Origin of the sequence: Haladaptatus sp. W1, from assembly GCF_001723155.1 — an archaeon.
GTDB classification, from domain to species: domain Archaea; phylum Halobacteriota; class Halobacteria; order Halobacteriales; family Haladaptataceae; genus Haladaptatus; species Haladaptatus paucihalophilus.
The window spans coordinates 1-24,257 of sequence record NZ_MEIH01000037.1 but is presented as its reverse complement, the minus strand read 5'-3'; the positions used below and the strand labels follow the sequence as shown (position 1 = coordinate 24,257).

The following is a 24,257-nucleotide window of genomic DNA, read 5'->3' as shown; positions in this document are numbered from 1 at the left end:
CGAACGAAACGACGTCGCCCGGTTGGAACGTATACCGCTCCGAGAGGAACGCGATGACTTCGCGCGGGGAAAACAGCATTTCCGAGGTGTTCGCCTCCTGACGAAGGTCGCCGCCGACGTGCGTCGTCATCTCGACGTCCGAGGGGTCCAACTCCGTCTCGACCCACGGACCCAACGGAGCCGAGCCGTCGAACGCTTTCCGGGCGGTTCGTCCGTCTTGGTCGAGGGCGTCGAGGTCGTTTAGTATCGTGTATCCGCGAACCGCGTCGTCCACGTCGCCAACGTCGATGTTCGTGCATCGACCGTCGATAACGGCGGCGAGTTCTCCGGCGTACGTCAGTTCGCTCGTCCAGTCGGGATACGGTAGTGCCGCTCCGTGCGGAAGAACCGACACCGGCGGCTTGATGAACCAGTCGGGACGCTCGGGTCGCTCGTACCCCATCTGGTCGTTCGTCGTCGCGTAGTTTCGCCCGACGCAGTACAGCGCCGACGGTTCGCAGGGAGCGAGCAGTTCGGCGTCGTCACCGACGAGGTACGACTCGGAGCCGGTTTCTACCGTCCCGTCCTCGTATTCACCAGTCAGCACCCCATCCGCGGTCCGTATCCGTGCCAAGCGCATACGTCGTAGCCACTCGAAGCAGGCGTCTATTCCTTTCGGTGCACGCTGACTACGTACCCGAAGTGTCCGCTGCTGCTGATACTGCAGTCGTGACTGATGTTGAAATCGTGACCAATGCTGAAGTTTCAAAATGGAAATTTCATGGAGAGCGTAGCGTTGTGCGACTACCGCACATAAATATACGGACTGCAATTTTTATATGATGTATCTGATTCCGAAGGTTTAAATCAGAATGGGCAACCGAATATATCTATAACGACATGTCATCCTTAGATATATAAGCGTGCTATGACACACCTGATACAGAAGCGGTTCCCCCGCCGATTCCGCCGGACGACTCCAACGCGTGGTACGCGCCCGACGTGCGCGACCAGCGCGAACTCCACCCCGGCGTGGTCGCTACGGTTCGGGAGACGGACGACGGGTTCCGCTACGACGTTCGCACGCCCACGCTCGGTGTGACGGACGAGAACGCGCTCGACCGGGTTCGAGAGTACTTCGCCACCGCGAACCTTCGACGGCCGCTCACCCGCGAGGGGGCGGTCGAATGCGTCGAGCAGGGGTTCGAACCGAAGTACAGACGCGCCATCGACCGGCTGACAGACCTCTCACATTCGGCCCGTCGCCGGGTCGAGTATCACGCGCTGGCCGAATTGCTCTGTCTCGGGCGACTCACGCCGCTGGCGCTGGACGACCAGATAGAAGTCGCCGACGCCGCGGGAGACCACCTCGTCGTCCACACCGAGGACTACGCACCCGCCGACACGGACCTCCCGGCCGACGCCGACTATCTGGCTCGCTTCGCCAGCGAGAGAATTGAGACGCACACGGTCAATTTTCGGGACTTTCGAATTCCGGTCGTCATCTATCAGGAGCACCTGCTCGGGACGGATTCGTTCGCCACGAAGTACGCCGTCCTCGAACCGAACCTCCTGCCGGACGACGACCGCCTCATCGAGGAGTGTAAGGACCGCATCTGGGAAACGCACGTCGGCGACATCGTGGACGACCGCGCCGCGTTCGTCCGCTCGCGGGCGACGCAATTCCTCTCGCGGCGGCTCACCGCCCGGAACACCCGCGCGTGGTTCGACGCGGCGAAGTATCGCGTTCGAACCGCGCTCGCGGAGTACGACCTCGCGGTTCCGCCGGTGGACCATCGCTTCTCGGACGACCGACTCACCGACCTCGTGTACTACGTGCTCCGCGATTACGTCGGGCACGGAAAGCTGACTATACCCATCCGGGACGGTCTGCTCGAAGACATCGAGGCGAATCGCGTCGACGAGCGAATCAAGGTCGTTCCCCGCGGCCGCGCCATCGGCCACGGTGAGCGCATCCCGACGAACCTCGCGTTCGAGGACGAATCGGCGTTCGTCAACGTCGTCACCCAGATGGCCGCCTCGGACGGCGTGGAGCTCAACGCCAGCAACCCCAGCGCGAAGGTGAACCTCTCGCTCGACGGCGTGGCCGACGAGGAGACCATCCGCTGTGCCGTCGCCCTCCCGGTCATCTCGGAGGACGGTCCGCACATCTCCATTCGGAAGCAGGCACCGGACACGATGACCCCCATTGACCTGCTCGACGCCGACAGCATCTCGACCGAAATCGTCACCCTGCTCTGGCAGCTGTACGAACACCACGGCGTCGCGCTGTTCTCGGGCCAGACAGGGGTCGGGAAGACGACCCTCATGAACGCGCACATGCCGTTCATCCCGTACCGCGACCGTCCCATCAGCATCGACGAGGGGTCCCGGGAGGTGCGCCTGCCGCACGAAACCGGCGTCTCGCTCACCACCCGCGACCACGAAAACGACTACAAACGCGTGACGATGGCGGACCTGATGACCGAGTGCAACTACCTCAACCCGGACGTGGAGGTCATCGCGGAAATCAACACCCCCGCTTCGTTCCGGACGTTCGCCGAATCGCTGAACACGGGCCACGGCCTCCTCGGGACGACCCACGCAGAGAACATCGAGAAACTCGTCAACCGGGTGGTCGAACAGGGGCTTTCCTCCTATCTCCTCCAAGAAATCGACCTCGTGGTGTTCCCCCGCAACGTGGACGGCGAGCGCTACGTCGGCGAAGTTGTCGAACTCGTGACTGAGGAGGAGTTGGCCGAACTGGACGGTCGCTGTGGGACAGTCACGAAGGACGGCACGACGATTCACTGGAACGCCCTCGCGTGGCGGGAGCACGACGGGTCGTTCCACACGAAGTACGACCACCCGCACCTCGGCGACGACGAGCGGAACATCGGCTTTCGGTTCTTCCACCGCCTCGCCCACCGCACCGACCGGAGCGTCGAGGAAGTAGAGGCCGAGTTCCACCGTAAACACCGCTACGTGCAGTATCTGGAACGGGAGAACGTGACCGACTTCGACGAACTGTTCTCGTTCCTCGCCGACCTCCAGAACAACGAGGCGGCGACGGTGGAACGGGTTTCGCGGGAGGTGAGCGGGTGAGCTTCACGACCGAATCGACCGGAGACGTTTCGAAATCGACGACCTTCGAATCGTCGCTCGGCCTCTTCGACCGCGCGCTCTACGCGCTGTTTTCCCGCCACGCCGACCAGCGGCGACACGACCGGAACAGAAAGCGGTACCGCGCGACCGACGTGAACGCCAGTTTCGATGTGTTTCTCTCACGAATTTATGGCCTCTCGTGGGTCGTGTTCCTCGGAATGTTCGCGTGGGTACTCCTCCTCACGCTCGCAATTCCGCCGACCGTTCTGGCGCAGTTCGCGTCGTTCCTCCACGGCGGCGTTCCGGTCGTGGAGTACGTCCCGGTTCCGCGCGTTCCACGGGTGTACGCGGCGGCAGGGGTCGCGCTCTGCTGTGCGGCGGTCGGAAAGCGAGTTTCCGTCTGGTTCGGGGGGTTGTATCTCGGGTGGGCGGCGAGCGTCCGCCGGTCGAACATCGAGCGAACGCTTCCGGGTGCGGTCCGCTATCTCCGGGCCTTGTCGTCCGGGAGCGACGACCTGCTGGAGATGCTCCGAAAAGTCGCCGACCGCGAGGAGTCCTACGGCGAAACCGCGGTCGCGTTCCGGAAGGTGTTGAACAAGGCCGCGCTGACCGGCAGCGTCGATGACGGCTTGCGAATCGTCGCCCGCGACACGCCGTCGCGGGACGTACTCGCGCCGTTCCTGCTCAAGTTCCGCGAGCACGCGGAACAGGGACCGGACGCACTGGAGCAGTACCTCCAGATGGAGGGGCGTATGCTGAGCCACAGGCAGTCGCGGTCGCACGAGCAGGCACAGGACTTCCTCGAACTGTTGGCGGAGATGTTCATCGTCCTGCTGGTCGTTCCGGCGCTGCTCGTCATCGTGCTGACGGTGATGAGCGTCCTCGCACCGGGATTATCGAAACCGGCCCCGCCACCGTTCGGTGGGCTTTCCGTCCGAACGTTCATCGTCTACGCGAGCGGTGCCTTCATCCTCGTCATCGGAGCGGGCGCGGCGGTGCTGGTGTCTTCACTCCGTCCGGTGGACCAATCCCCGCCGACTCACTCGCGCTCGAACCGCGTTTCGGACCTGTTCCGCACGGTCCTCATCAATCCGGCGAACACGGCCGCCATCCTCGCCCCAGCGACGGTCGCCGTGGGTGGGCTTCTCTGGTATCTGGAGTACACGCCGATCAACACGGTTCTCCTCTCGTACGTCGCGTTCGCGCTCCCGGTCGGGGTGGTGTCGGTTCGCCGCTCCCGCCGCGACGACGCGAAGGACCGGGAAATAAAGGACTTCGTGCACGCCGTATCGAGTCACGTCAGCCTCGGCCGACCCTTCTCCACGGCCGTCGAGCGCGTCGCGCGGGACGTGGACCTCGGCGCGCTCCAGCCGAACGTCAACGACCTCGCATTCAGTTCGAATCTCACCAGCCGCGAGGGTGACCTCCGACGCGACGCCCTCTCTCGATTCGTCGAGGACGTCGGGACGCCGCTCGCGGACCAAACCATCGGCCTCGTCACCGGGACGCTGGACGTCGGCGGCGACACCGAGACCGTCTTCGACACGCTACAGGTCGAAATCGGGCGGCTCTACCACCAGAAGAAATCGCTCCGGTCGAACATGCTCGTGTACGTCGTCGTGGGATGGATGACTGCACTGCTCGTCGTCGGCATCATGGTCGCGGTCAACGCCTACGTGCTCGACAGCTTCTCGCAGTTGTCGGCGGTCTCCTCGTCCAGCGCCGGATTCGCGCTCGACCCGCACGCGGTGCAACCCGCCCAAGACCGCCATCGGTTCTACGTCGTCACCCAAGCGACCATGCTCGCGTGCGGCTGGTTCGCGGGATACGCCAGCCGTGGATTCTACGAGGCGCTGCTCCACTCGGCGGCGCTCGTCGCGGTCGCGTACTTCGTCTTCGCGGGGGTGGGAATGGTATGACCCGCGGCGAGTCGAATGCCCCCGGAAAGTCGAACGCCCGAGGGCAGTCCAACGTCATCGGCGTCGCCCTCCTGCTCGGCGTCGTCATGCTCTCGCTCGCGTCGCTGACGGCGAGCGTCGGGATGGTCGTCCAGAGCAACGCCGCGACGGCGGACGCGGCGCGGGTCGCTACGGATATGAATCGGGCACTCGACCCGGTGGAAGTGACCGGCATCCATCGCGGCCGCGTGGCATTTTCGGCAGGAGAACTGACGACCGAGGCCCGGGAACTTCGCGTTCTCAACGAATCGGGGACCGTCCGAGTCGTCCGCGTGGACGCCCTCGTCTTCACGAACGGCGACAGACGCGTCACCGACCTCGCCGGAGCGGTCGTCCAAGGAACGGGCGATGCCGGGAGGATGGACGCCCGACCACCGATCACGTCGTCCGAACGCGGTGGCGTCCTCGTCGTCGGAGCCGCGAAACTCAACGCCTCCGGTCGGACGGTCGTATCGAAGCGCGGCGAATCAGCGGTCGTCCGCACGAACGTCACGCACGACCGAACAGCGCTCGGCAACGGAACCTACCGGGTCGCGGTGGAGACGAAAACGCCCGACGCGTGGGGTCGCTACTTCGAGCGGCAGAACGCCACGACGACGACTCGGGACTTCGATGGCGACGGGATTCCGAGCGTCGTCGCGCGATACCCCGGAACGCGGTTTTGCTACCTCGTTGTCCACGACATGCACATGGAGGTGCTGTGATGGACGAACGAACGAACGCGCAGCGCCGACGACGGGGTGAGCGAAACGGACGACCGGGCGGACAAAGCGGACGACCGGGCGGTCAGCCCGGTCATCGGCAAGGTACTCGAAGCCGGACTCGTCGTGCTGTATATCGGCCTGCTGACGACCACCTTGTACGGTGGCGTCGTTCCCAAGTACAGAACGGCCGTCGGCGACGAGATGGGACAGCGCGTGCTGTCGAAGTCGGCCGAGCGAATCCAACAGGCGGTTCCCGAGGTCGGAACGAACGTCGACGTTCGAACCCGTGTCTCGTTGCCGGAAACCGTTCGCGGACGCGGATACACCATTCGGGCGGACGGAACGACACTGACGCTCGACCATCCGAACGACCGACTGAATTCGAGCGTGCGACTCGCCCTTCCGTCGCGGGTGGCGACCGTGCGCGGAAACTGGTCGAGTCGTGAACCGGCGCTCATCACGGTTCGAAGCGGTCCGGACGGCCTCGTCGTGGAACTGAAACGAGGTGAAAAGCGATGAGTCCGATGCGTCGTGAGCGGCGACACGGATCGAAGGGACGCGCGCAGATGAACTTGCCCGCGTTGGCGGTCGCACTGCTCATCCTGACGATGGTGACGGGATTGAGCGTCGGTATCGCCGACAGGGCGTTGATCGGTGCGGACAGGAATCCAACGACGCGACGGGCCGCCGTGGCGACGAGCGAGCGACTCGTCTCGGCGGACAGTCCGTTGACGGTTCGGTCGAACGTCGTCAACGCGACGACGCTCGACGGATTCAACGCGAGTCGGCTGACGGCGTGGTTTCCGGTGGTCGGCGAACGGGACGTCCGCATTCGTCTCGGCGAGACCGTCGTCGCCAAACGAGGCTCACCGACGGGCGGCGTGACGATTCGCCGAATCGTCCTCGTCGAGAATCGGAGCGCGGTGACGCTGACGCCCCCGTTATCGACGAGCGACCCCCAGTTTACCCTCCCACGCCGCACGCCGAACGCGACGCTCGCCGTTCACCCGCCGGACGGAACGACCGTGAGTGTCGTCCGAGCGAACGGTCGGGTGGTGTTGCGGAACGCGTCGGGTATCGACGGGCGGTTTCACGTTCCTCTTTCGCGGTTCGAGACGACTCGATTCTCGTTCGAAGCGGACGGTCGTCTCCCGACGGGCAGCGTCAACGTCACCTATTACCCGGCGAAAACCCGAAAAGCGGTTCTGGCGGTGACGGTCGATGCGTAGCGGACGTAGCGAGACACCGCGTGACGGCTCACGGTCGTCTCGCGCTCAACTGTCGCTGTCCGTCGTTGAGGCGGGAATCGGCGTCGTGCTCGTCCTCGGCGTCACGATGGGGTTCGCGTTCGGCGTTCCGTCGCCGAACACGCGCGGAACGCAACTCGACCTGTACGCGAAGGATACCGGGGCGGTGCTCGTCCACGAGGCCCCGCGACACCACGGCGCGACGCGGTTGGCGGAGATAATCGAGTCGAGGGAGTCGTTCCGCCGAGAAAAGAGCGCGCTGGAGACTCGCGTGGACCGCATCCTCCCGGACAACCTGATGTTTCGGGTCGAGATGCCGTACGGTTCGGTCGGCTATCGAAAACCGGGCGGCGTCCCGGTCGGCGTTTCGACGGTGACGACCACCAACGGGGACGTGACAATCTGGGTGTGGTACGTATGAAAAATCGCGCTCAACTCGTCCTCACGGCGGCGGCCGTGGTCGCCGTCGCGCTCGCGCCCGCGGTGTTCGCCTACCTTCAACTGGGCTACAGCGCGGACGTAGCCGCGAGCGGCGATTACGACGCTCCCGTCGGGAACGCACAGCGCGTCCTGTCGCGCGGAGTCCACGGCGCAGCGACGGGAATCCCGTCGTCGTATCGATGGAACCGTCGGGAGGCGGCCATCTCGGCGGTGCGAGCGAGCCTCCAACCGACGATAGACGCGCTCCGGTCCTCCCGCGTCGAATCAGGAACTGTGTACCAGGTGGCGTACAACCGATCGGCGGCGCAAGCGTGGGGCGACGAACGCTGTGCGACGACACGCGGCCCGAACCGACAGTTCGGTGCGTGCGAGGCCAGTCGCGGCATCGTCGTCCAGAATCGAACCGGCGAGACGCACGTCCTCGCGGCGGCGTTCGACGTGCACGTGACGACCGAGCGGGGGCGGAACGAAGTGACGGTGATCGTCCCGTACGACGACGGGTGAGTGGTGGAAAACACCCATCGCAAGCGATTGGGTGGAAGCGTCCCGTATCGAACGACTGGTGGAAGCTTCGCCGGTGACGGCCACTTATTTCATCCATCGACCCGTCTCCGTTCCCATGCAGGAACCAACAGTTCGTCTCGGCGTCGTCGGGTTGGGATTCATGGGGCAGACCCACGCGACCAACGCCGAAGAACTCGGACACGACGTGGTAGCGGGTGCGGACATCGACCCCGCGACGCGCGACGAATTCGAATCGGCGTACGGCGCGGCCACCTACGAAGGGTTCGAGGCGATGTACGAGGCGGAGAATCTCGATGCGGTCGCCGTTTCCACGCCCAACACCTACCACGAAGCGGCCGTCGTCGCCGCGCTGAGCTACGGCTACGACGTGTTCTGTGAGAAACCGCTCGCGGACACGCTGGAGAGCGCAGAACGCATGGCCGAGGCCGCACGAGCGGCCGACGGCTTTTGCATGGTGAACTTCCACAACCGCGTCTCGACCGCGGCGGAGTTGTTCATGGGCTATCAGGAGGACGACTACTTCGGGGAGGTTCGCCACGTGCGGGCAAACTACGTCCGCAGTCGGGGGATTCCCGGCGTCGGGTCGTGGTTCACCAACGAGGAACTCTCGGGTGGCGGCGTCGTGGTCGATATCGGCGTCCACGCCATCGACCTCGCGCTGTATCTGATGGGATTCCCGCCGGTCGAGGACGTGTTCGCCGTCACCCGCATGGGATTCGGCGACCGCGACAACTACGTGGACCCGGACGACTGGTACGACGCGACGGAGGAAGCCGTGTTCGACGTGGAGGACTCGGCGACGGCGCTGATCCGCTGTGCCGACGACCGGACGCTCTCGCTCGAAGTCGCGTGGGCGGCCAACGAAACGGCCAATCAGGAGTTCGTCGTCCGCGGAAGCGAGGCGGGCGCACGCCTCGACCTCGGCGGCGAGACGTTGACCATGCTTGAGGGAAGCCATCGCGGTACCGATCACCTCGTCGAATCGTCGGTCAGCGACGCCTCGCTCGACCACACCGGCTGGCGCGGCAGCGACAAGCGGTTCCTCGATGCCGTCGCGGCGGGCGAGGCACCCGAGTTCAACACCATCGAGCAGGCGCTCACCACCCAGCGCGTCATGGACGCTATCTACCGCTCCGCCGAGACGGGCGAGCGCGTCTCGGTCGACGACCGGCCGGTCGGTCGCTAACCGGTTTTATCTGCCCCCGTCGATACGGACACCTCACGACTGGCACGGGATGGGTTCGATGGGGTATCAGACAATCGAATAGTTTAACCCGACGATACGAAATTGTGAAACATGAGCGACAGAACCGACCGACTTCTCGCCGCGCTCGTCATTCTGGTCGCGTTGCTTCTCGTTTCGCAGGTCACGGTCGTCCCGAGGAACCGACTGTTCGGGACGATATCGATTGGCGTCGCCGTCGTGGCAATCCTCTACGCGCTCGCCGAAATCGCGGACACGTTCGGGTAGCGACGGAACGACGCTTCGATGCGCAAACGCGGCGTCGAATCACCGAAACGCGGCGTCCCAGACGAGGTTCGAGAGGCAGATGCCGAGATACGCGCCGACGGTACCGATGAAAAACTGCTGTGCGGCGTCACCGAGCGTTTCCATACCGTTCCCGTGAAGCACGAGGAGGTTCGCCGCGACGTACAGCGCCATCACGACGGCGAGGAAGACGAACAGCGGAACGTTGACGAAGTACGCCAGTTTGGAGGTGGGGGGTTCCGACGCTGAAAGGACCATCGTGTCTGAATTTCAACCGTATTCCGTATATCCTTTCTCATCGCGGACGGTGCGAAAATAGCGTTCGTTTTCCGTTCTATCGTCCCTCACGGTACCGACGGTTCGGCCCCGACCGATACGGACAAAACTCAGGTAGCTTCGAATCCATCGTTCAGGCCAAGCAATGAACGTCGGCATCATCGGCGGAGGCGTCATCGGCACCAGTTGCGCGTACCACCTCTCCGACCGCGGTCACGAAGTCACGCTTTTCGAACGGGACGAAATCGGCTCGGGAACGACGGCGGCGTCGATGGCCGTCTTCGTGTGGCAGGCGGTCCCGCCGACCGAGTTCGCGCACCGACTTCGGCGGCGCGCGTGGGAGGAGTACGCGGCGTTCATCGACGGCGGCGAACTCGAATACACGCGAACGGGGCTTCGGCACGTCGCGTGGTCGGAATCGACGCTGGAGACGTATCGGGAGTACGCCGACGACCTCGACGCCGCGGGAGTGGACGCGACGGTGCGGTCGGGCGACGGACCGTACGACGACGACCGCGCCATCGGGGAGCTTTACACGCCCGAGGACGGCTACTTCGATCCCGTTTCCGTCGCGGAACTGTACGCCCGGAAAGCGCGGGCTGCGGGCGCGACGATTCGAACCGGGACGACGGTTACGGACCTCGACACCGAGTCGGGCCGCGTGACCGGCCTCGAACTGGACGGTGACGAGATAGCGGTCGATGCCGTCGTGAACGCCGCCGGACCGTGGGCACCAGCAGTCTGCGTCGCGGACGACGACCTCCCGTTGCGACGAACCGCCGGACCCATCGTCGGCTTCGAAACCGATGAGGACGTCGAGATTCCCTTCTCGCTCTTCGAAAACGACCTCTACGTCCGCGACTACTCGAACGGCGTGTACGTCGGCCACTACAACACCGACTATCGAGACGACGAGGACGCGAATCCCGACACAACGGCGACTCCCGACGACGGCGGCGCGTTCGAGCAACGGGCGAGGAACCTATTGGGCCATCTCGGGTTCGACGCGGACGACCTTCGGCGGGACACGGCGTGGACCGGGTATCGAACCGTAACGCCGGACGGACTCCCCATCGTCGGCGAGGGAACCACCGAAAACTACTACCTCGCCGTCGGGATGAGCGGCCTCGGAATCACCCGCGCACCCGTCGTCGGCCAGTCGGTCGCGGATGCGGTCGGCGGCGAGTCATCGTCGATGCTCCGCGAGATGTCGCCCGACCGCTTCGACTGATTCATCGCCGTCGGAAAATAGCCGGTCGCGTTATCGCCGGTCGCTCAGCCGTTTTTCGAGCGAGACGAGTCGCCGCTGCAATCGAAGGACGTAGCCGAATATCAGGAGGAAAATGGCCCCGTATCCGGCGATGAGTAGTGGTTCCATGGTTATCGGTTGTGTGCGTTCCCCCAATGAACCTTGTCTTCTAGCTCGTGGAGTTTGATTCGGACGCCCATCAGGTACGCGTACAGGAACGTGACCGCGAGTATCGAGACGACGAGAGTGAGCGGGTCGATGTTCGCGCTGACGTTCCCGTTCCCGAGGGTCGCCTCGTGAAACGTCGGCGTCCAGAGGCGCGTCGCGGCGTAGGAGATGGGTACGGTCACGAACCCGAGGACGCCGTAGACGGACGCGTAGCGCTCGTCGTCGCTGTTCTCGGTCGAGGAGTAGACGACGAGATAGCCCGCGTACACGAGCCACACGATGAGGAAAGTGACGAGGCGGACGTCGCTCCACTCCCACCACGAGTTCCAGATGACTTTGCCCCAAATGCTGCCGGTGATGAGCGTCAGCGTGGCGAACAGGAAGCCGATTTCGCCCGCGCTGTGCGCGAGGCGGTTCCAGAACCGACCTTCGTAGCGCAGATAGAAGACGCTCCCGAGGAACGTCGTGGCGAGCGCCACCGAACTGGTCCACGCCAGCGCGATGTGCCAGTATGCGATCAGGTTCGCACCGTGCTCGATGCCGTACATCGTGCTCGACGCGAACCCGAAGACGAGAACGATAGAGGCGAGTCCCGCGATGAACGTCCCCCACCTGACTGCCCTGCTCCACATCACCCGGTCGAAAAATCGAACGAGAAGGCCCAATTTAGAGGATATTGCGCGCATGTGCCTACACCATGCACTATTGTTTACCCCCGCGACTAATCAGTTTCGTTTCAGCGAGCGTTCCTCACGCAAGCAACGACAGCACGAGTTTGTCGATGTCGAACAGCATCGCAACGCCCGTCACGACGAGAACGTACCCCGCCACTTTCCTGAACTGCACTGGTCGCCATCCTCGCATCACGGTGTCGGCGAGCGCCCGACCGCCGCGCTTGCTCCCGTAGGCGACCCCGAGCAGGGGCACCGAGAAGCCGAGTCCGTAGACGAACAGGAGGGAGGCGCTCCGAGAAACGTCGCCGGTCGTCCCGACGTACGCCAGCACCCCGCCGAGAATCGGCCCGACGCACGGCAGCCAAACGACGCCGAGTAGAAGTCCGAGCAGAAACGCGCTGGCGAGGGGGCGGTCGCGCTCGTCCACGAGCGCGACCGCCTCGGTCGCGCGACCGGCGACCTTCGAAGCGTACGTCGAGTACACCTCGTGAATGTCGTCGTCCGCCATGACCGCACCGAACGCTATCATCACCGCCATCAACGGGCCGCGAAGCGCGTCCGGGGAGAGACCGCCGAAGAAACCCGTCGCCACGCCGAGGGCGGTGAACGAGCTGATGCTCCCGAACACGATCGACAGCGGTCGGAAGCGGTGACCGACGCTCCCCGCGAGCATCGGGGGAAGCATCGGAAGACAACACGGCGTCAGAATGGTCACTACTCCCGCGAAGAAGACCGCGACGACGCTCGGTGTTCCTGCCATCGTTCCGTTCGTGTGCTCCGAAAGAGGTAAAATTGAAGCGATTCCCGCGTTAGGACGCTTGCTGGTCGTCCCGGTTCGACCCGCCGAACACGTTGACGATAGCGCCACTGGTGCTCGCGTTCGCGGTGCCGTTGATCGACGTCTCGTTCAACGCGTTCCGGTACTTGTCCGTGTTCTTCGGGATGTCCCCTTTGTTGAGCGACTCCGTTCCGACCGGGATTCCGGCCATGAGGAGCTTCTTGCGCATCGGGTTCATGTTGTACCCGAACCGGTCCTGTACGCGCTTGTAGTAGACGGCCTCGTCCGGCGGTCCGTCCGCCGACCAGTCCTTGTTCTGACGGTCGAGATGCGGACGGTCGTGGCCGTTGACGAATCCGGCGATGTCTTGGACGTCGCGCCAATCGCTCACCGTGTGTGCCGAACCGTACGGCATCGCTTCACGGATGAAGCCGGATGCGGTGTAGATTCGGCCCATGCCCGCCCCGTCGTTGTAGGAGTCCGGTCCCCACAGCGGCGGATACTGTCCTTTCGACCCCTGTCCGTCCTTACCGTGGCAGGACGCACAGTTTTCGAGGTACAGCTTCGCCCCGCGGACGGGGTTGACGTTGGGTATCGGCATCTTCTCGCTTCCCTCGGGCTTGCGGATGTGACGCCAGTACGGAACCTTCTGGACCGGCGTTCCCTTCGCCAGCCAGACGAGATACGACTCCATCGCCTGTATCTCGCGGCTGTCGTATTCCGGGATGTTCTCCGGGTCAGTGTTCATGCTCCGGAGGAAGCACCCCTGAATGCGCTGGCGCATGTCGCGCATTCTGCTCGTTCGGCCCGTCCACTCGGGATAGCCCGCGGCCGTCCCGACGAGCGGAATCATCTTGATGTCCTGCCCGACCATGCCGTTCGCGGTCGGGAGCGACCCGCCGCCGTGACAGTTCGCACAAGACATCCGACTCGTGCCGGTCTGGTTCGGAATCTCGTTGGCCGTGTCCGCGAACAGTTGCCGACCGTACTTGATGAGTTCGCGTCGGTGTTCGTTCTCGGGCAGCGTCGAGTTGTTCATCTTCTTCGGGACGAACGCAGCCTGCTGTCCGGCGGTCGCGTTGCGATACCGCATGTCGTCACCGGCCTGCCCCTCTCGAAGATTCTTGTCCATCCAGTCGAAGCCGCTCCAGTCGCCGGGGAGCTTGAGCTCACCGTCCTGGCTGGAGTCCTTCTGATACAGCATGGGTGCGGTACAACCCGCCAAGACGAGGACGAATGCGAGGGAGACGGTTGCGATCCGTCGGTTCATCGTCCTCCCTGCTGTCCCGTCGTCGCCCGTTCGGTACCCCGTTCACCTGTCTGCAGAGTCGTGTCCATAGCTTACAGTATTGTGTTTTTCCGGTATTCCTCCCGGGCTATTAAACGTTTGTAATGGTGAACCAATCTATCGTTCTTCGTGCGACGTTTTGGGAAAACAGAGTACAGTATTCGCATTATAACGGACATGTCACTTCGGGCAGCTCGCCGGAGGTATAGAATGATATCTACAAGAACACGCAATATTTAACCGGAATCGTTTCCAACAGCGGGTAGTTGGATGTCCCCACGAAAGATACTGACGCTCGTATTTTTAGCCGCTCTGTTGGGAATCGGCTACCAATCGATGAATGCGGCCCCGGTACTGAGTGACCAATCCTACTCGTACCACGGCGGGACGAAGTGGCACACCAACTTTTCCGACGCGCAAACCGTCGCAAAAGAAGAGGACAAGCCCATCCTAGTCTACTTCTGGACGACGTGGTGTACGTACTGCGAGGACTACAATCAGAACGTGTACTCCGACCCGGCGGTACGGGACCACCTCGACGATTTCGTTCTCGTCGCCGTCAACCTCGACAACGACAGCCCCCAAGCCTCGCGGTTGAAACAACGATACGATGCGACCTATCCGCCACAACACGTCGCGATTACGCCGCAAGGCGACCGCCTCGTGAAGATAAACGGCTACGCGAAAAAGGAAGCGTTCATCGACTATCTCGAACGCGCACAGCGGAGGGCGGAACAGTGACGCCGGGACAGATACTCCTCCTGCTCGCGCTGTGCGTCAGTTCTATCACCACGCTGCTCTTGGGACGGGACTACCTCCGCGACGAGGAACGGTTCGCCGGATACGTCCCGGCGCTCGTGGGGACGACGGCCGGACTGTTGACGACCGCTCTGTTGTATCTCACCTACCAGTTCGTCACGACCGACTACTCGAACGCCTACGTCTGGAACAATACGACCGATTTCCTCCCGCTGTTGTACCGGTTCACCGGCGTCTACGCGGGCAACGAGGGGTCCGTGTTGCTGTGGGCGGCGCTCGCCTCCATCGTCGCCTTCTGGGCGGCGAAGCTCCGCGGCGTCCGCGGGCGCAACAAAAAACTCGTCCAGACCATCACGATGGGAATCGTCTCCTACTTCGGCCTAATGCTGGTCGTCGAGAGTCCCTTTACCACCATCGCACAGGAGTTCCCGAACGCGGCCGCCGGGTTCGTTCCCGCGACCGGCCGCGGTCTCAATCCGCTCCTCGTGGACCCGTACATGGCGATTCACCCGCCGGTCATGTTCACCGCCTACGCGCTGTTGACGGTGCCGTTCGCCATCGGCGCGGCGCACTTCGTCTCGTTGCTCCGCGGCCAAGGCGGCCTGTTCGAGGAGTGGTACGGGAGCGTCCTCCGCTGGCTCCGCGTCTCGTGGCTGTTCCTGACGGCCGCCGTCTCCCTCGGCGCGCTCTGGTCGTACACCGTGCTGGGATGGGGCGGCATCTGGGCGTGGGACCCCGTGGAAACCGCGATTTTCATCCCGTGGCTGTTCCTCACCGCGACGCTGCACGCGGTCACGAACTACCGCGCCGGGCGCAACTACACGGTGCTCGCGCCCGCGATGACCTCGACGGTGTTCGCCCTCGCCATCTACACGACCTCGGTCGTTCGGAGCGGGGTCTTCCGGAGCGTCCACTCGTTCGCCTCCGAGGGAATCGGCCTCTCCCTGCTCGTGCTGATGGGAATCACGGCGCTTCTCGGCGTGGTCGTCCCGCTCGCGTACTGGTTCCTCGAAGCCGACGACGACGGGTCGAGCGGGAGCGAGTGGGTCACACGGTCGAACCTGCTTCACCTCGCCGTCCTCGTGCTGGGAACGCTCGCGTTCATCTCCATCTGGGGACTGACCTTCCCCCTCCTCCGCGACCTCACGACCGGCATCGAGGTGCAGGTGAATCCGAAATACTACAACCTCTGGAGCTACCCGGTCGTGCTCCTCGCGCTCCTCCTCCTCGGCTTCTACATGGACTTCGACGTCGAAGGACGCGACCGGAGCCTCGTCGCGCTCGGCGTCTTCGCCGTGGCGACCATCGTGGCGGCGTTCGTCAAGGCGTCTTCGGCGTGGCAACTGGCGTCGGTGTCCGGCAACGACGCGCTCGTGTACCGCCTCGTCGGCGGTGCGAGCGCGCTCTCCGTCGTTCCCCCGGCCGCGTACGTCTGTATCGCCATGGTCAAACGGGCGATAGAGCGCATCCCCGGCAACCCACGGCGGTTCCAGCTCAAGGAAACGGGAATCACGCTCATCCACCTCGGCGTGGCGATACTCGTCGTCTCGCTGGCGTTCACCTATCTCTTCACGGCCCAGTCCTCGGTCATCATCCAGGATGCTCGCGCTGACGGGTCCGTCCATCAAGTTCCCGATTCGGCGTACGCCGTCCAGTCGGTCGGCTACGACGAAACCACGCTGCCGAAGAACCCCGACCCGCGGCAGGCCGCGCTGTCGAGCCAGCAGGTGCTCTCGAAGGGGACATCGTTGAACGGCACCATCAAGGCCGTGTACGGGACCGTCACGGACGTCAAACGAGGGCCGCGGGCGACCGTTGCACAACTCGACAACTCCGGGCTGTGGGTCGGCCTGACCGGTCAGAACGGCACCTCGGCCGACCTCTCGCGCGGCGAGGATATCGTCGCCCGGGGTGCGGTCATGTGGAACTACGTGCCGCAAGCCGATGCTGTCGTCGTGACCGACGCACAGAACGTCGGACCGGTATCGAATCCGCCAGCGTCCGTCGATCTGACTCGCGTCCAGAAACGCTCGATGGACCTCCGCGTCTATCGAAACGGTAACCGAATCGCCGCCGGGAGCGTGGGACAGCGACGGTACGTCAAACAAGGCGGTATGCAGGTCCGGGACGTGCTCATCGACCGCGGACTCACCCAAGACACGTACGTCATCGCCGCGCTCAACGACGGGACGGCATCCCTGACCGTCAAACGCATCCCGCTGATGACGCCGATTCGGGTCGGCGTTCTCTTCCTGCTCGGCGGGATGGTGCTGATACTCCTGTTCGACCCGACGCACGGACTCACCGCCGAATCGCTTCGGTCGACGACGACCGCATCAAAAACGGATCCGACGACATCCGACTAACAACGATTTGATACACCAATGAAACGCTTCGCACTATCGCTCCTCGTCCTCCTCGCTTGCGTCTCGACAGTGGCGCTTGCGAGCGGCGCGGGCGACACGACGGTATCGATTTCCGGAACAGCGACGGTTACGAACGGAACGGCAAACGGCGACACGGTGACGGTGACGCCGCTCGACCGGAACTATCGCCGGGTCGGGCAGTCGGTGAACGCGACAGTGACGAACGGAACGTTCACCGCCGCGAACGTCACGAATGCATCGCTGTACTACGTTCGACTGTCCCACGACGGACTGGCACACTACGCGCTGACGAACGAAACGGACGGCATCTCGTTCGACTTGGGACCGACCCTCTCGGGACGCGTCGTGACCGAAAACGGCTCGGCCGTCTCGAACGCCCAGTTGCTCGTTGCCAGTCCGACCGGCCCGCCCGTCGGACAGGTCAACGCATCCGAAAACGGAACGTTCAGTATCGGGCCGCTGAAGTCGAACACGACCTACACGCTCTGGATGCGGATGGCAGGCGTTCCCTACAAGAAGACCGTCACGACGGGGACGAACGCCACGAACGTCCGGTTCGTGAAACGCGCGCCGACGGACGACGACGGCGTTCTCACCGTCTCCGGCGGCAATCCCGCCAGTCACGTGATGCAGGTTTCGCCACGGCAGAACAGCACCGGCCTGAGCGTCGTCGAGACGCTGACGGTCCGCAATACTGGCGACCGGCCGTTCGTCGGTCCGGTTCGCGTCGCGCTCCCGAACGGAGCCACGCCGACCGGTGCGATGTTCCGTAATCGCCAGACCACGTTCTCACGACAGGGGTCGGACGTGATAATCAACGCCACCATCGCCGCGAACGACACGGCCCAAATCGGCGTCGCATACGACCTCGAAAACCGGAGCATACAGAAGTCGGTTGACCACGATACCGACCGTCTCGCGGTCGTCCTGCAGGGGTACAACCTCTCGGAGGTGTCTCACTCCCCGAACCTCCGACCGGGGTCGGCCCCGATTTCGATGTTGACGAACGATAAGGCGCTTCGGAGCGGGGACGAGATTCAGGTTCACGTGCCGAAAACGGCCCAACAGTCGGCGAACGGCGGGTCCGGCAATGGCGGCAACGGCGGCACCGACTTCCCGACCGTGGTCATGGTGCTGTCCTTCCTGAGCATCGTCATCGGCGGAATACTCGCGTACCGCGCGCTCTGAACAGCAGAACCCTATCCCGAACTCTATCCTTCGACGACGTATTCGAACGTCACGAACCCGGCGAGAAAGAGGATACCGTCGTACGCCAACAACAGGACGACCCACGACCGGAGACTCTCGCCGGTTGTGAGGCCGCGGGTGAGCGACACCCCGGCCAGCAACACCGGGATGACGAGCGGGACGAGCAACATCGGGAGCAACAGTTCCCTGAGTTGTGACTTCACGGTCAGCAGCGACAGGACGACCCCCGCCGCGGAGAAGCCGAACGAGGCCGCGACGACGATACCGACGAGGGCGGGAACCGCCGCGACCGGCGGCGAGTAATCGAGGAACACCACGACGAACCCCACGGTGAGGAGTTCCACGCCCGCGACGAAGGCGGTCGAACTCACGACCTTGCCGACATAGATGGCCGACCTGTCGACGGGGGCGAGCAACAACCCGTCGAGGGCGGCGTCCTGTTCCTCGCTGACCGCGCTTTGGATGACACCGAACGTCCCGGCGAAGACGAACGACACCCAGAGCGCCCCGCTGCCGATGGTATCGAGGTCCACGAACGTCTGCGCGAAGCCGAACGCGAAGACGACGACGACGAGGAGCGAGAACACGACCGCCGTGTTGAGCACGCGCTTCGAGCGCGCTTCGACCAGCAGGTCCTTCCGGACGACCTCGGCGGCGACTCGCAGGAACGCCCGCATCTCAGTCCGCCTCCAAACCGATGGCGGTCCGATACCGGTCGATGAACGCGTCCGACGAGTCGAGGGCGGTCAGTGGAACGTCGCTACGGACGCTCCCGCCGTCGAGAACGAGGCCGCGGTCGCAGAAGGCGAAGCCGCGGTCGAGGTCGTGGGTCACCATCACGACCGTTCCGACGCCGACCGCATCGAGGATGCCGTCGAAGTCGGCCATCGACCGCCGGTCGAGTCCGGAGTACGGTTCGTCGAGCAGTAGCACGTCGGGGTCGTGCAACAGGGCGCGGGCCAGCGAAAGCCGCTTTCGCATCCCGTGGGAGAACGTGCTCGGGTCGCGCTCGCCGTCCGACCTGAGGCCGACCAACTCCAACACCCGTTCGCACCGCTCGGTATCGACGCCGTGGAGTCGGGCGTGCAGTCGGAGGTTCTCGCGCGCCGTCAACCCCTCGTAGAGCATCGTGTCGTGGGAGAGGACGCCGATTCGTCGCCGGACGCCCGCCCAGTCGGACGAGAGTTCGCGGCCGTCGACCAGAACCCGTCCGTCTGTCGGCGTCGAGAGCGTTGCGAGGATGCGAAGCAGCGTCGTCTTTCCCGCGCCGTTCGGACCGAACAATCCGACGCGCTCTCCGTCGGAAACGCCGAAGCTCACGTCGTCGAGCGCCGTGAAGCGCCCGAATCGCTTGGTCAATCCATCGACTTCTATTCGTGTCATCGGTGTCGTCTCTCGACCGTCGAATGCGCGTTCACGACCGGTGGCTACTTCGATTTCTCGGGGCGGTCGGTTCCCTCGTGGGCGCGAACGGAGAGTTTGCGCGCGTCGAGTTTTCCATCCCGAAGCACGCCCTTGGCGACCACGACGCGCCCGTTCTGCATCGTCTCCGGCATGGTCTTGTCGTACGTCACTCGCACCGAGGTGTTGTTATCCACGACATCGAAGACGACCTGCTCGTTCGACCGATGAAGGTCGGTCACGCGTCCTTCCAAATTAACCCAGTCACCGTCGTAGTTCCCGCCCTGGGCCTTCGTCGGCGTGACGAACGTCGTCGTCGCGTTCATCGTCGTCGCCGCGAGAACGAGAAAGAGGACGAGGATTCCGATGCCCCCGAAGAGTAGTTTGTTCCGTTGTTTCATTGCCGAAAGGTGTGTTGCTTCTGCATTGTAAAGGTAGTCTTCGTTCGATACGCCGCCGTCGAGCGGCCGGTCGAAACCGGCCGAGAAATACCGTTTCGAACGGGAAGTCGCCCGTCCTCGCCGTTCGGTCGGACGAACGAGTATCCCGGCACCATTACCGACACGGAGTGTATCCGCGAATATATGCTTTTGGAAGTATCTTGCAATATTGTGCAAATTATTACCTGTTAGAGTGTGAGAATCGAATCGTCGAAGTAGCTCAAAGTCTCCCGCCAACACGCTTAATTCTCATTTGAGAGTTGCGGTGAGTCGCCCGGGAATACGGAATAGAAGGGCAATCTCGGACGAAATGTAGAAACAGACGTGCGACTCACTCGTCAGCTTCGACGTCAACCGTCGCGTCGTCATCTTCGACCAGATGTCGGTACTGTTAAGTCAATGATGGACATTACTCAACCAATCGTCGGCACCGCAATGTCCCAGAGTACTCCGACATACCTCCATCAGATACGGGAGATAACCGAAAAGTCGTCGCTCTCTTTTCTCGTGAGCGCCGTCCTCCTCCCGCTTTCGGTCGTAGGTGCGACCGTCCTCATCGACGACCCGCTGTTGCTGTTGTACGCGCACATCGTTAGCGGGACCGTCTGGTTCGGGATGGCGATAGTCTTCCCGGCCGCCCTCATCCTGTATCTGGGAACCGCGAGTCCCGAGCGAGCCAAGGCGTTCACCCAACGAGTGATTCCCAAGGTCGTCGTCTTCATGCTCGTCATCAGCTTTACCACCGTCCTCTCGGGAAGTCTCCTCGCGGAGCAGTTCGGGTTGTTGCACGCCGACAACCCGTGGATGCTCCGGGTGTTCGTCCTCGGGTGGTTACTGTGGTTGTTCGGCCTCCTCGTCTCCAACCGCATGCACCTGACGGTGTATTTCGAGGGGCAAGCGCCGTCCCCCGACCCCTCGCGGCTCAAATCCATCGAGAAACGTATCCTCCTCGTCGGGACGTTCGAAACGGCCGTCATGCTGGGAATCATCTTCCTCGTCCTCAACCCCGGCTTCCGCTTCTGGAGCCTGCTGTAGCATCCGGAGTCGGCCGAATCGGGTCCGTATCACCCGTCGAACAGCGCGCGGAGTTTCTCGTGTCCATCGCTCTCGTCGTCCCCGTCACTCTCCTCGCGTCCGTCCTTTTCGCCCGAATACGTCGAGAGCGCGAGGGCGAGTTTGAGACGAGCTTTGTGGGCGGGCAGGTCACCGGCGAACATCGCACCGGCGTTCCGCAACGTCTCGCCGCCGCCAGCGCCGCCGTAGACCGGCGTCGTCCGCCCCGCGACGCACCGCGACGCGACGACGACCGGCGTCCCGTTTCGGACCGTCGATTCGACGAACTCGCCGAGGCTCGCGGTGACGTTGCCGAGTCCCGTGCCGTTCACGACGAGACCGTCCGCGCCCGCGTCGAGCGCGGCCGCCGCCAGTCGTTCGTCCGCTCCGGCACCGCTCCCGACGACGAAGACGGTCGGGTCGAGCGAGGCGTCCGGAATGTGCTCGGTTTCGCTCCGCGGCCGACGGAGGATTCGAACGCCCTCGCGGTCGTGGGTCGCCACCGGCCCGACGCCGGGCGAGGAAAAGGCGTCGAGGGCAGACGTGTGGACTTTCGTCGCGTACCGTGCGCTGTGGACCGCCCCGTCGAAGGCGACGAAGGTCCCGCCGTGTCCGCCGTCCGCGAAGGCCCGTGCCGCCGCGAACGCGGTGACGAGGTTGGCCGGACCGTCCGAACTCCGTTCGTCCGGTCGCCGTTGCGCGCCGGTTAAGAAGACGGGCGTGGTCTGACGACGGGTCGCGTCGAGGAAGTAGGCCGTCTCCGCCATCGTGTCCGTGCCGTGCGTGACGACGATGGCGTCGGTTCCCGAATCGTCGTCCAGTTCGGCAACCCGCTCGCCGACGAGTTCGAGCGTTTCCGCCGTCATCTCGTAGCTCGGAAGCTGTGCGACCTGTTCGACCGAAATGTCGCCGTACTCGCGTAGCGCCGGGACGCGCTCGACGAGTTCGGTTCCCCGTTCGGTCGGTACCGCGCCGGTTTCGCTGTCGGTGCTCGCAATCGTCCCGCCGGTTCCGAGAACGGTCACGTTCATATGGCGCGAGCTTCTCACTGCGCAACCAAAAACACGGGCGGGTGTGGGAGTTCGTGTTTGCCAAACCCTCACATCCCACGGTACGTATTTGGACCGGCGCGTGCTACGCCGTATCGATGATAGTCGCCGGGAAATGTCCCCCGACCGCCGACGAATTGCGGGCCGCGTCGGAGCGCGGTTTCGACGCGGTGGAACTCCACCTCTCGACGGACGACTTGGACGCCATCGAGGAGACGACAGCCGCGTGTCGCACCGCGCCGGTCGAAATCGTCTCGGTGCACACGCCGCACGTGGCCCTCGGCGAACTGGCGTACGTCCAACGCGCGAACGACCTCTGTGAGCGACTCGACGCCACGCTCGTCGTCCACTCGACGAAGATACCGTTGAGCAACCTCGGCTACGTCCTCGACCGAATCGACATCACCGTCCCGCACGGCTTCGAGAACTCGACGGGTCACAGTCTTCACTTCCTGACGAACGTCTTGCTCGACGAGGGTCGGCCGCTCGTCCTCGACACCGCACACCTCTACACGGCCGAGGCGGAGTACCGTTCGATACTGGAAACACTCCTCGCCGCGGACGACATCTCGATTCCCGTCGTGCACTGCTGTGACGGGACGAAAATCACGGACGGACTGGCGTTCGGGACGGGCACGATGGACATGGAGCGCGTGATTACGGCCCTCCACGAAAACTACGATGGCATCGTCGTGCTGGAGATCATGCCCGACGAACAGGCCGACGCGCTGGAGCTATGGCGCGACGTGATTCGAGGGAGCTGACGCCGAAATCACCCGAAAGCGTATGATTTCGTGACGCGAATTCGGAGGTATGTCTTCCCCGCCGCGTCGAATCGGGTGGTCGTTCGAACCCGATGATTCGCGTCTCCTTCGGCTGCTGTCCTACTGCTCGTTCGGCGTCCTCGGCGGGATGTGGGTGTTCGCTGGCGCTGTCGCGGCATCGCTTTTCCTGCGGGGCCCCCTCCCGATACGCGGACTGCTGGCCGCCGGATTCCTGTCCGCCGTCTTCGTCTGGCTGACGCACCTGCGCCCGCTGTTCGAAGCGGACGGGGGACTGTCGCATCTCGAACCGCACTGGCTGTTCGTCGCGTCGCTGTTCGGTGCCGGTGCGTTCTCGCTAACGCTGGGCGTCGGAACGGTCCTCGGATTCCTCCTCTTGTTCGGTCTCATCGCGGTCCCGGCGGTCCTCGTCTCGGCGCTCCAATCGACCGGCGATATCGACGCCGAGAAGCGGACGATGACCTATCGCGGCCGCGAGGTTCCGCTCGACGGACTCTCGGGCGTGCGTCGGCTCCGTCTCGGCGGTCTCACCCTCCACTGGTTTTCCTACGCGCCGGGCGCGTCGAACATCACCACGCCGCGGTTCGTCGTCATCCCGACCGACGCGGCGGCGGACGCGAAACGGGTGTTCGCTGCCGCCGTCGCGGCGGAACCGAGCGACTTCGAACGTCCCTACCCAGCGGTTCGCTACGCGCTTGCCGCCTTCGGCGTGTTCTTCCTCGGCTTCGCCGCCGTCCTCGTCGTCGTCATGCCGGGCGGAGAAGACGCCGCGGTCGTCGAAACCTACGCCCTCCTCGTGTTCGGATTCGTGGGTGTCGGCTTTCTGGGTGCCGCCGCCGTTCACGGATAGGCGGTCGTGGCGTCGAACCGCGAACTCACGACGGCGAGCACCGACGTTCGACCGCTGGAACGAAGCTACTGAACCACACTGGAACTACTGATTTGAATTCTGTGAAACTGATTAGCGGCTGGAGGGCACTATTTTCTACTGGAAATGACTAATAAATACTGAAAGAAACTACCGAACGCGAAACGAGCGGTTGCATCTGCGACATCAGCGCGACTTTCCCTGCCGACCGGCGACTACTCCGGTCTCCCATCCTCGATGGCCCAGCGGTGGTCCGATGGGAGCGACACGGCGACCGTCTCGCCGGGCGACAGCGACCGGGAACTGAACGCGGTCAACTCCGCGTCGCCGAGCGAGAGCGTGACCCGATCGTCACCGTCCCGCGGCGTGACGCGACCGACGGTGGCCGAAAGCGACGCGTTCGTCGCCGCGCCGTCGAGTTCCACGAA

At 63.8% G+C, this 24,257-nt stretch carries 26 protein-coding genes and 1 pseudogene; 16 read left to right on the top strand and 11 right to left on the bottom strand.

Annotated features, from left to right (window positions below):
• The coding region (locus tag BG842_RS02180; RefSeq protein WP_069449507.1) for a fumarylacetoacetate hydrolase family protein at window positions 1–619 on the bottom strand (619 nt) is incomplete at its 3' end.
• A 323-nt stretch (window positions 620–942) separates the two neighbouring features.
• Here BG842_RS02180 and BG842_RS02175 point away from each other — a divergent pair.
• From BG842_RS02175 to BG842_RS29480, 9 genes are all read left to right on the top strand, one after another.
• Window positions 943–3,084 (top strand): type II/IV secretion system ATPase subunit, encoded by a 2,142-nt coding sequence (locus BG842_RS02175; RefSeq protein ID WP_069449506.1) that lies wholly within the window; start codon window positions 943–945, stop codon window positions 3,082–3,084.
• The gene (locus BG842_RS02170; RefSeq protein WP_069449505.1) at window positions 3,081–5,003 is read left to right on the top strand and encodes a type II secretion system F family protein; all 1,923 of its coding nucleotides are present in this window, start codon (window positions 3,081–3,083) and stop codon (window positions 5,001–5,003) included. The genes BG842_RS02175 and BG842_RS02170 overlap by 4 nt, the downstream gene beginning before the upstream one ends.
• Window positions 5,000–5,746, top strand: coding sequence for a hypothetical protein (locus tag BG842_RS02165; RefSeq protein WP_069449504.1), 747 nt, complete (start codon window positions 5,000–5,002; stop codon window positions 5,744–5,746). The genes BG842_RS02170 and BG842_RS02165 overlap by 4 nt, the downstream gene beginning before the upstream one ends.
• 36 nt (window positions 5,747–5,782) lie before the next feature.
• The gene (locus tag BG842_RS02160; protein ID WP_069449503.1) at window positions 5,783–6,265 is read left to right on the top strand and encodes a hypothetical protein; all 483 of its coding nucleotides are present in this window, start codon (window positions 5,783–5,785) and stop codon (window positions 6,263–6,265) included.
• A gap of 47 nt (window positions 6,266–6,312) precedes the next feature.
• Complete coding sequence (locus tag BG842_RS02155; protein ID WP_254662843.1) at window positions 6,313–6,975, top strand: hypothetical protein; 663 nt, start codon at window positions 6,313–6,315, stop codon at window positions 6,973–6,975.
• A complete protein-coding gene (locus BG842_RS02150; protein ID WP_069449502.1) occupies window positions 6,968–7,414 on the top strand; it encodes a hypothetical protein in 447 nt (148 codons plus the stop codon). Before BG842_RS02155 ends, BG842_RS02150 begins: the two co-directional genes overlap by 8 nt.
• Window positions 7,411–7,938 (top strand): hypothetical protein, encoded by a 528-nt coding sequence (locus BG842_RS02145; RefSeq protein WP_007981883.1) that lies wholly within the window; start codon window positions 7,411–7,413, stop codon window positions 7,936–7,938. Before BG842_RS02150 ends, BG842_RS02145 begins: the two co-directional genes overlap by 4 nt.
• A 115-nt stretch (window positions 7,939–8,053) precedes the next feature.
• Window positions 8,054–9,145: a Gfo/Idh/MocA family protein gene (locus BG842_RS02140; protein WP_069449501.1), complete on the top strand. Its 1,092-nt coding sequence runs from the start codon at window positions 8,054–8,056 to the stop codon at window positions 9,143–9,145.
• A 111-nt stretch (window positions 9,146–9,256) separates the two neighbouring features.
• On the top strand, window positions 9,257–9,430 hold the full coding sequence (locus BG842_RS29480; protein WP_175424061.1) for a hypothetical protein: 174 nt from the start codon (window positions 9,257–9,259) through the stop codon (window positions 9,428–9,430).
• Window positions 9,431–9,469: 39 nt separating this feature from the next.
• Here BG842_RS29480 and BG842_RS02135 read toward each other — a convergent pair whose 3' ends face one another.
• Complete coding sequence (locus BG842_RS02135; protein ID WP_069449500.1) at window positions 9,470–9,706, bottom strand: hypothetical protein; 237 nt, start codon at window positions 9,704–9,706, stop codon at window positions 9,470–9,472.
• Window positions 9,707–9,869: 163 nt separating this feature from the next.
• On the opposite strand from BG842_RS02135, the gene BG842_RS02130 reads away from it, so the two are divergent.
• Entirely contained in the window at window positions 9,870–10,955 is a 1,086-nt protein-coding gene (locus BG842_RS02130; protein WP_069449499.1) for an FAD-binding oxidoreductase, read from the top strand.
• 30 nt (window positions 10,956–10,985) lie between these two features.
• Here BG842_RS02130 and BG842_RS26960 read toward each other — a convergent pair whose 3' ends face one another.
• The 4 genes from BG842_RS26960 to BG842_RS02115 form a co-directional block, all read right to left on the bottom strand.
• The gene (locus tag BG842_RS26960) at window positions 10,986–11,102 is read right to left on the bottom strand and encodes a CcmD family protein (RefSeq protein ID WP_007981894.1); all 117 of its coding nucleotides are present in this window, start codon (window positions 11,100–11,102) and stop codon (window positions 10,986–10,988) included.
• Between the two features lie 2 nt (window positions 11,103–11,104).
• Entirely contained in the window at window positions 11,105–11,827 is a 723-nt protein-coding gene (locus BG842_RS02125) for a cytochrome c biogenesis protein (protein WP_232423815.1), read from the bottom strand.
• 64 nt (window positions 11,828–11,891) lie between these two features.
• Window positions 11,892–12,575, bottom strand: coding sequence for a cytochrome c biogenesis CcdA family protein (locus BG842_RS02120; protein ID WP_069449498.1), 684 nt, complete (start codon window positions 12,573–12,575; stop codon window positions 11,892–11,894).
• A 49-nt stretch (window positions 12,576–12,624) separates the two neighbouring features.
• On the bottom strand, window positions 12,625–13,863 hold the full coding sequence (locus tag BG842_RS02115; protein ID WP_069449497.1) for a c-type cytochrome: 1,239 nt from the start codon (window positions 13,861–13,863) through the stop codon (window positions 12,625–12,627).
• Window positions 13,864–14,151: 288 nt separating this feature from the next.
• Between BG842_RS02115 and BG842_RS02110 the strand changes: the two genes are divergently transcribed.
• Genes BG842_RS02110 through BG842_RS02100 form a run of 3 tightly spaced genes read left to right on the top strand, consistent with a single transcriptional unit; the run spans window position 14,152 to window position 18,215 of the window.
• Complete coding sequence (locus BG842_RS02110; RefSeq protein ID WP_069449496.1) at window positions 14,152–14,622, top strand: thioredoxin family protein; 471 nt, start codon at window positions 14,152–14,154, stop codon at window positions 14,620–14,622.
• Complete coding sequence (gene ccsA / locus BG842_RS02105; RefSeq protein WP_069449495.1) at window positions 14,619–17,006, top strand: cytochrome c biogenesis protein CcsA; 2,388 nt, start codon at window positions 14,619–14,621, stop codon at window positions 17,004–17,006. The genes BG842_RS02110 and ccsA overlap by 4 nt, the downstream gene beginning before the upstream one ends.
• An 18-nt stretch (window positions 17,007–17,024) precedes the next feature.
• Entirely contained in the window at window positions 17,025–18,215 is a 1,191-nt protein-coding gene (locus tag BG842_RS02100; protein WP_069449494.1) for a hypothetical protein, read from the top strand.
• Window positions 18,216–18,238: 23 nt separating this feature from the next.
• Here the strand turns inward: BG842_RS02100 and BG842_RS02095 are convergent, their stop codons facing one another.
• Genes BG842_RS02095 through BG842_RS02085 form a run of 3 tightly spaced genes read right to left on the bottom strand, consistent with a single transcriptional unit; the run spans window position 18,239 to window position 20,038 of the window.
• Window positions 18,239–18,913, bottom strand: coding sequence for a heme exporter protein CcmB (locus BG842_RS02095; RefSeq protein WP_069449493.1), 675 nt, complete (start codon window positions 18,911–18,913; stop codon window positions 18,239–18,241).
• Window position 18,914: 1 nt separating this feature from the next.
• Window positions 18,915–19,619 (bottom strand): ABC transporter ATP-binding protein, encoded by a 705-nt coding sequence (locus BG842_RS02090; RefSeq protein WP_069449492.1) that lies wholly within the window; start codon window positions 19,617–19,619, stop codon window positions 18,915–18,917.
• 44 nt (window positions 19,620–19,663) lie between these two features.
• Complete coding sequence (locus tag BG842_RS02085) at window positions 19,664–20,038, bottom strand: cytochrome c maturation protein CcmE (RefSeq protein ID WP_007981912.1); 375 nt, start codon at window positions 20,036–20,038, stop codon at window positions 19,664–19,666.
• 474 nt (window positions 20,039–20,512) lie between these two features.
• On the opposite strand from BG842_RS02085, the gene BG842_RS02080 reads away from it, so the two are divergent.
• Window positions 20,513–21,112: a DUF2269 family protein gene (locus BG842_RS02080; RefSeq protein WP_069449508.1), complete on the top strand. Its 600-nt coding sequence runs from the start codon at window positions 20,513–20,515 to the stop codon at window positions 21,110–21,112.
• A 29-nt stretch (window positions 21,113–21,141) separates the two neighbouring features.
• Here the strand turns inward: BG842_RS02080 and BG842_RS02075 are convergent, their stop codons facing one another.
• On the bottom strand, window positions 21,142–22,161 hold the full coding sequence (locus tag BG842_RS02075; protein ID WP_069449491.1) for an asparaginase: 1,020 nt from the start codon (window positions 22,159–22,161) through the stop codon (window positions 21,142–21,144).
• Between the two features lie 116 nt (window positions 22,162–22,277).
• Here BG842_RS02075 and BG842_RS29475 point away from each other — a divergent pair, with 116 nt between their 5' ends.
• A complete protein-coding gene (locus BG842_RS29475; RefSeq protein WP_069449490.1) occupies window positions 22,278–22,943 on the top strand; it encodes a sugar phosphate isomerase/epimerase in 666 nt (221 codons plus the stop codon).
• A 49-nt stretch (window positions 22,944–22,992) separates the two neighbouring features.
• Window positions 22,993–23,811, top strand: coding sequence for a hypothetical protein (locus BG842_RS02065; protein WP_069449489.1), 819 nt, complete (start codon window positions 22,993–22,995; stop codon window positions 23,809–23,811).
• 233 nt (window positions 23,812–24,044) lie between these two features.
• Here the strand turns inward: BG842_RS02065 and BG842_RS02060 are convergent.
• Window positions 24,045–24,257: pseudogene (locus BG842_RS02060) on the bottom strand (ABC transporter ATP-binding protein); the annotation flags it as partial.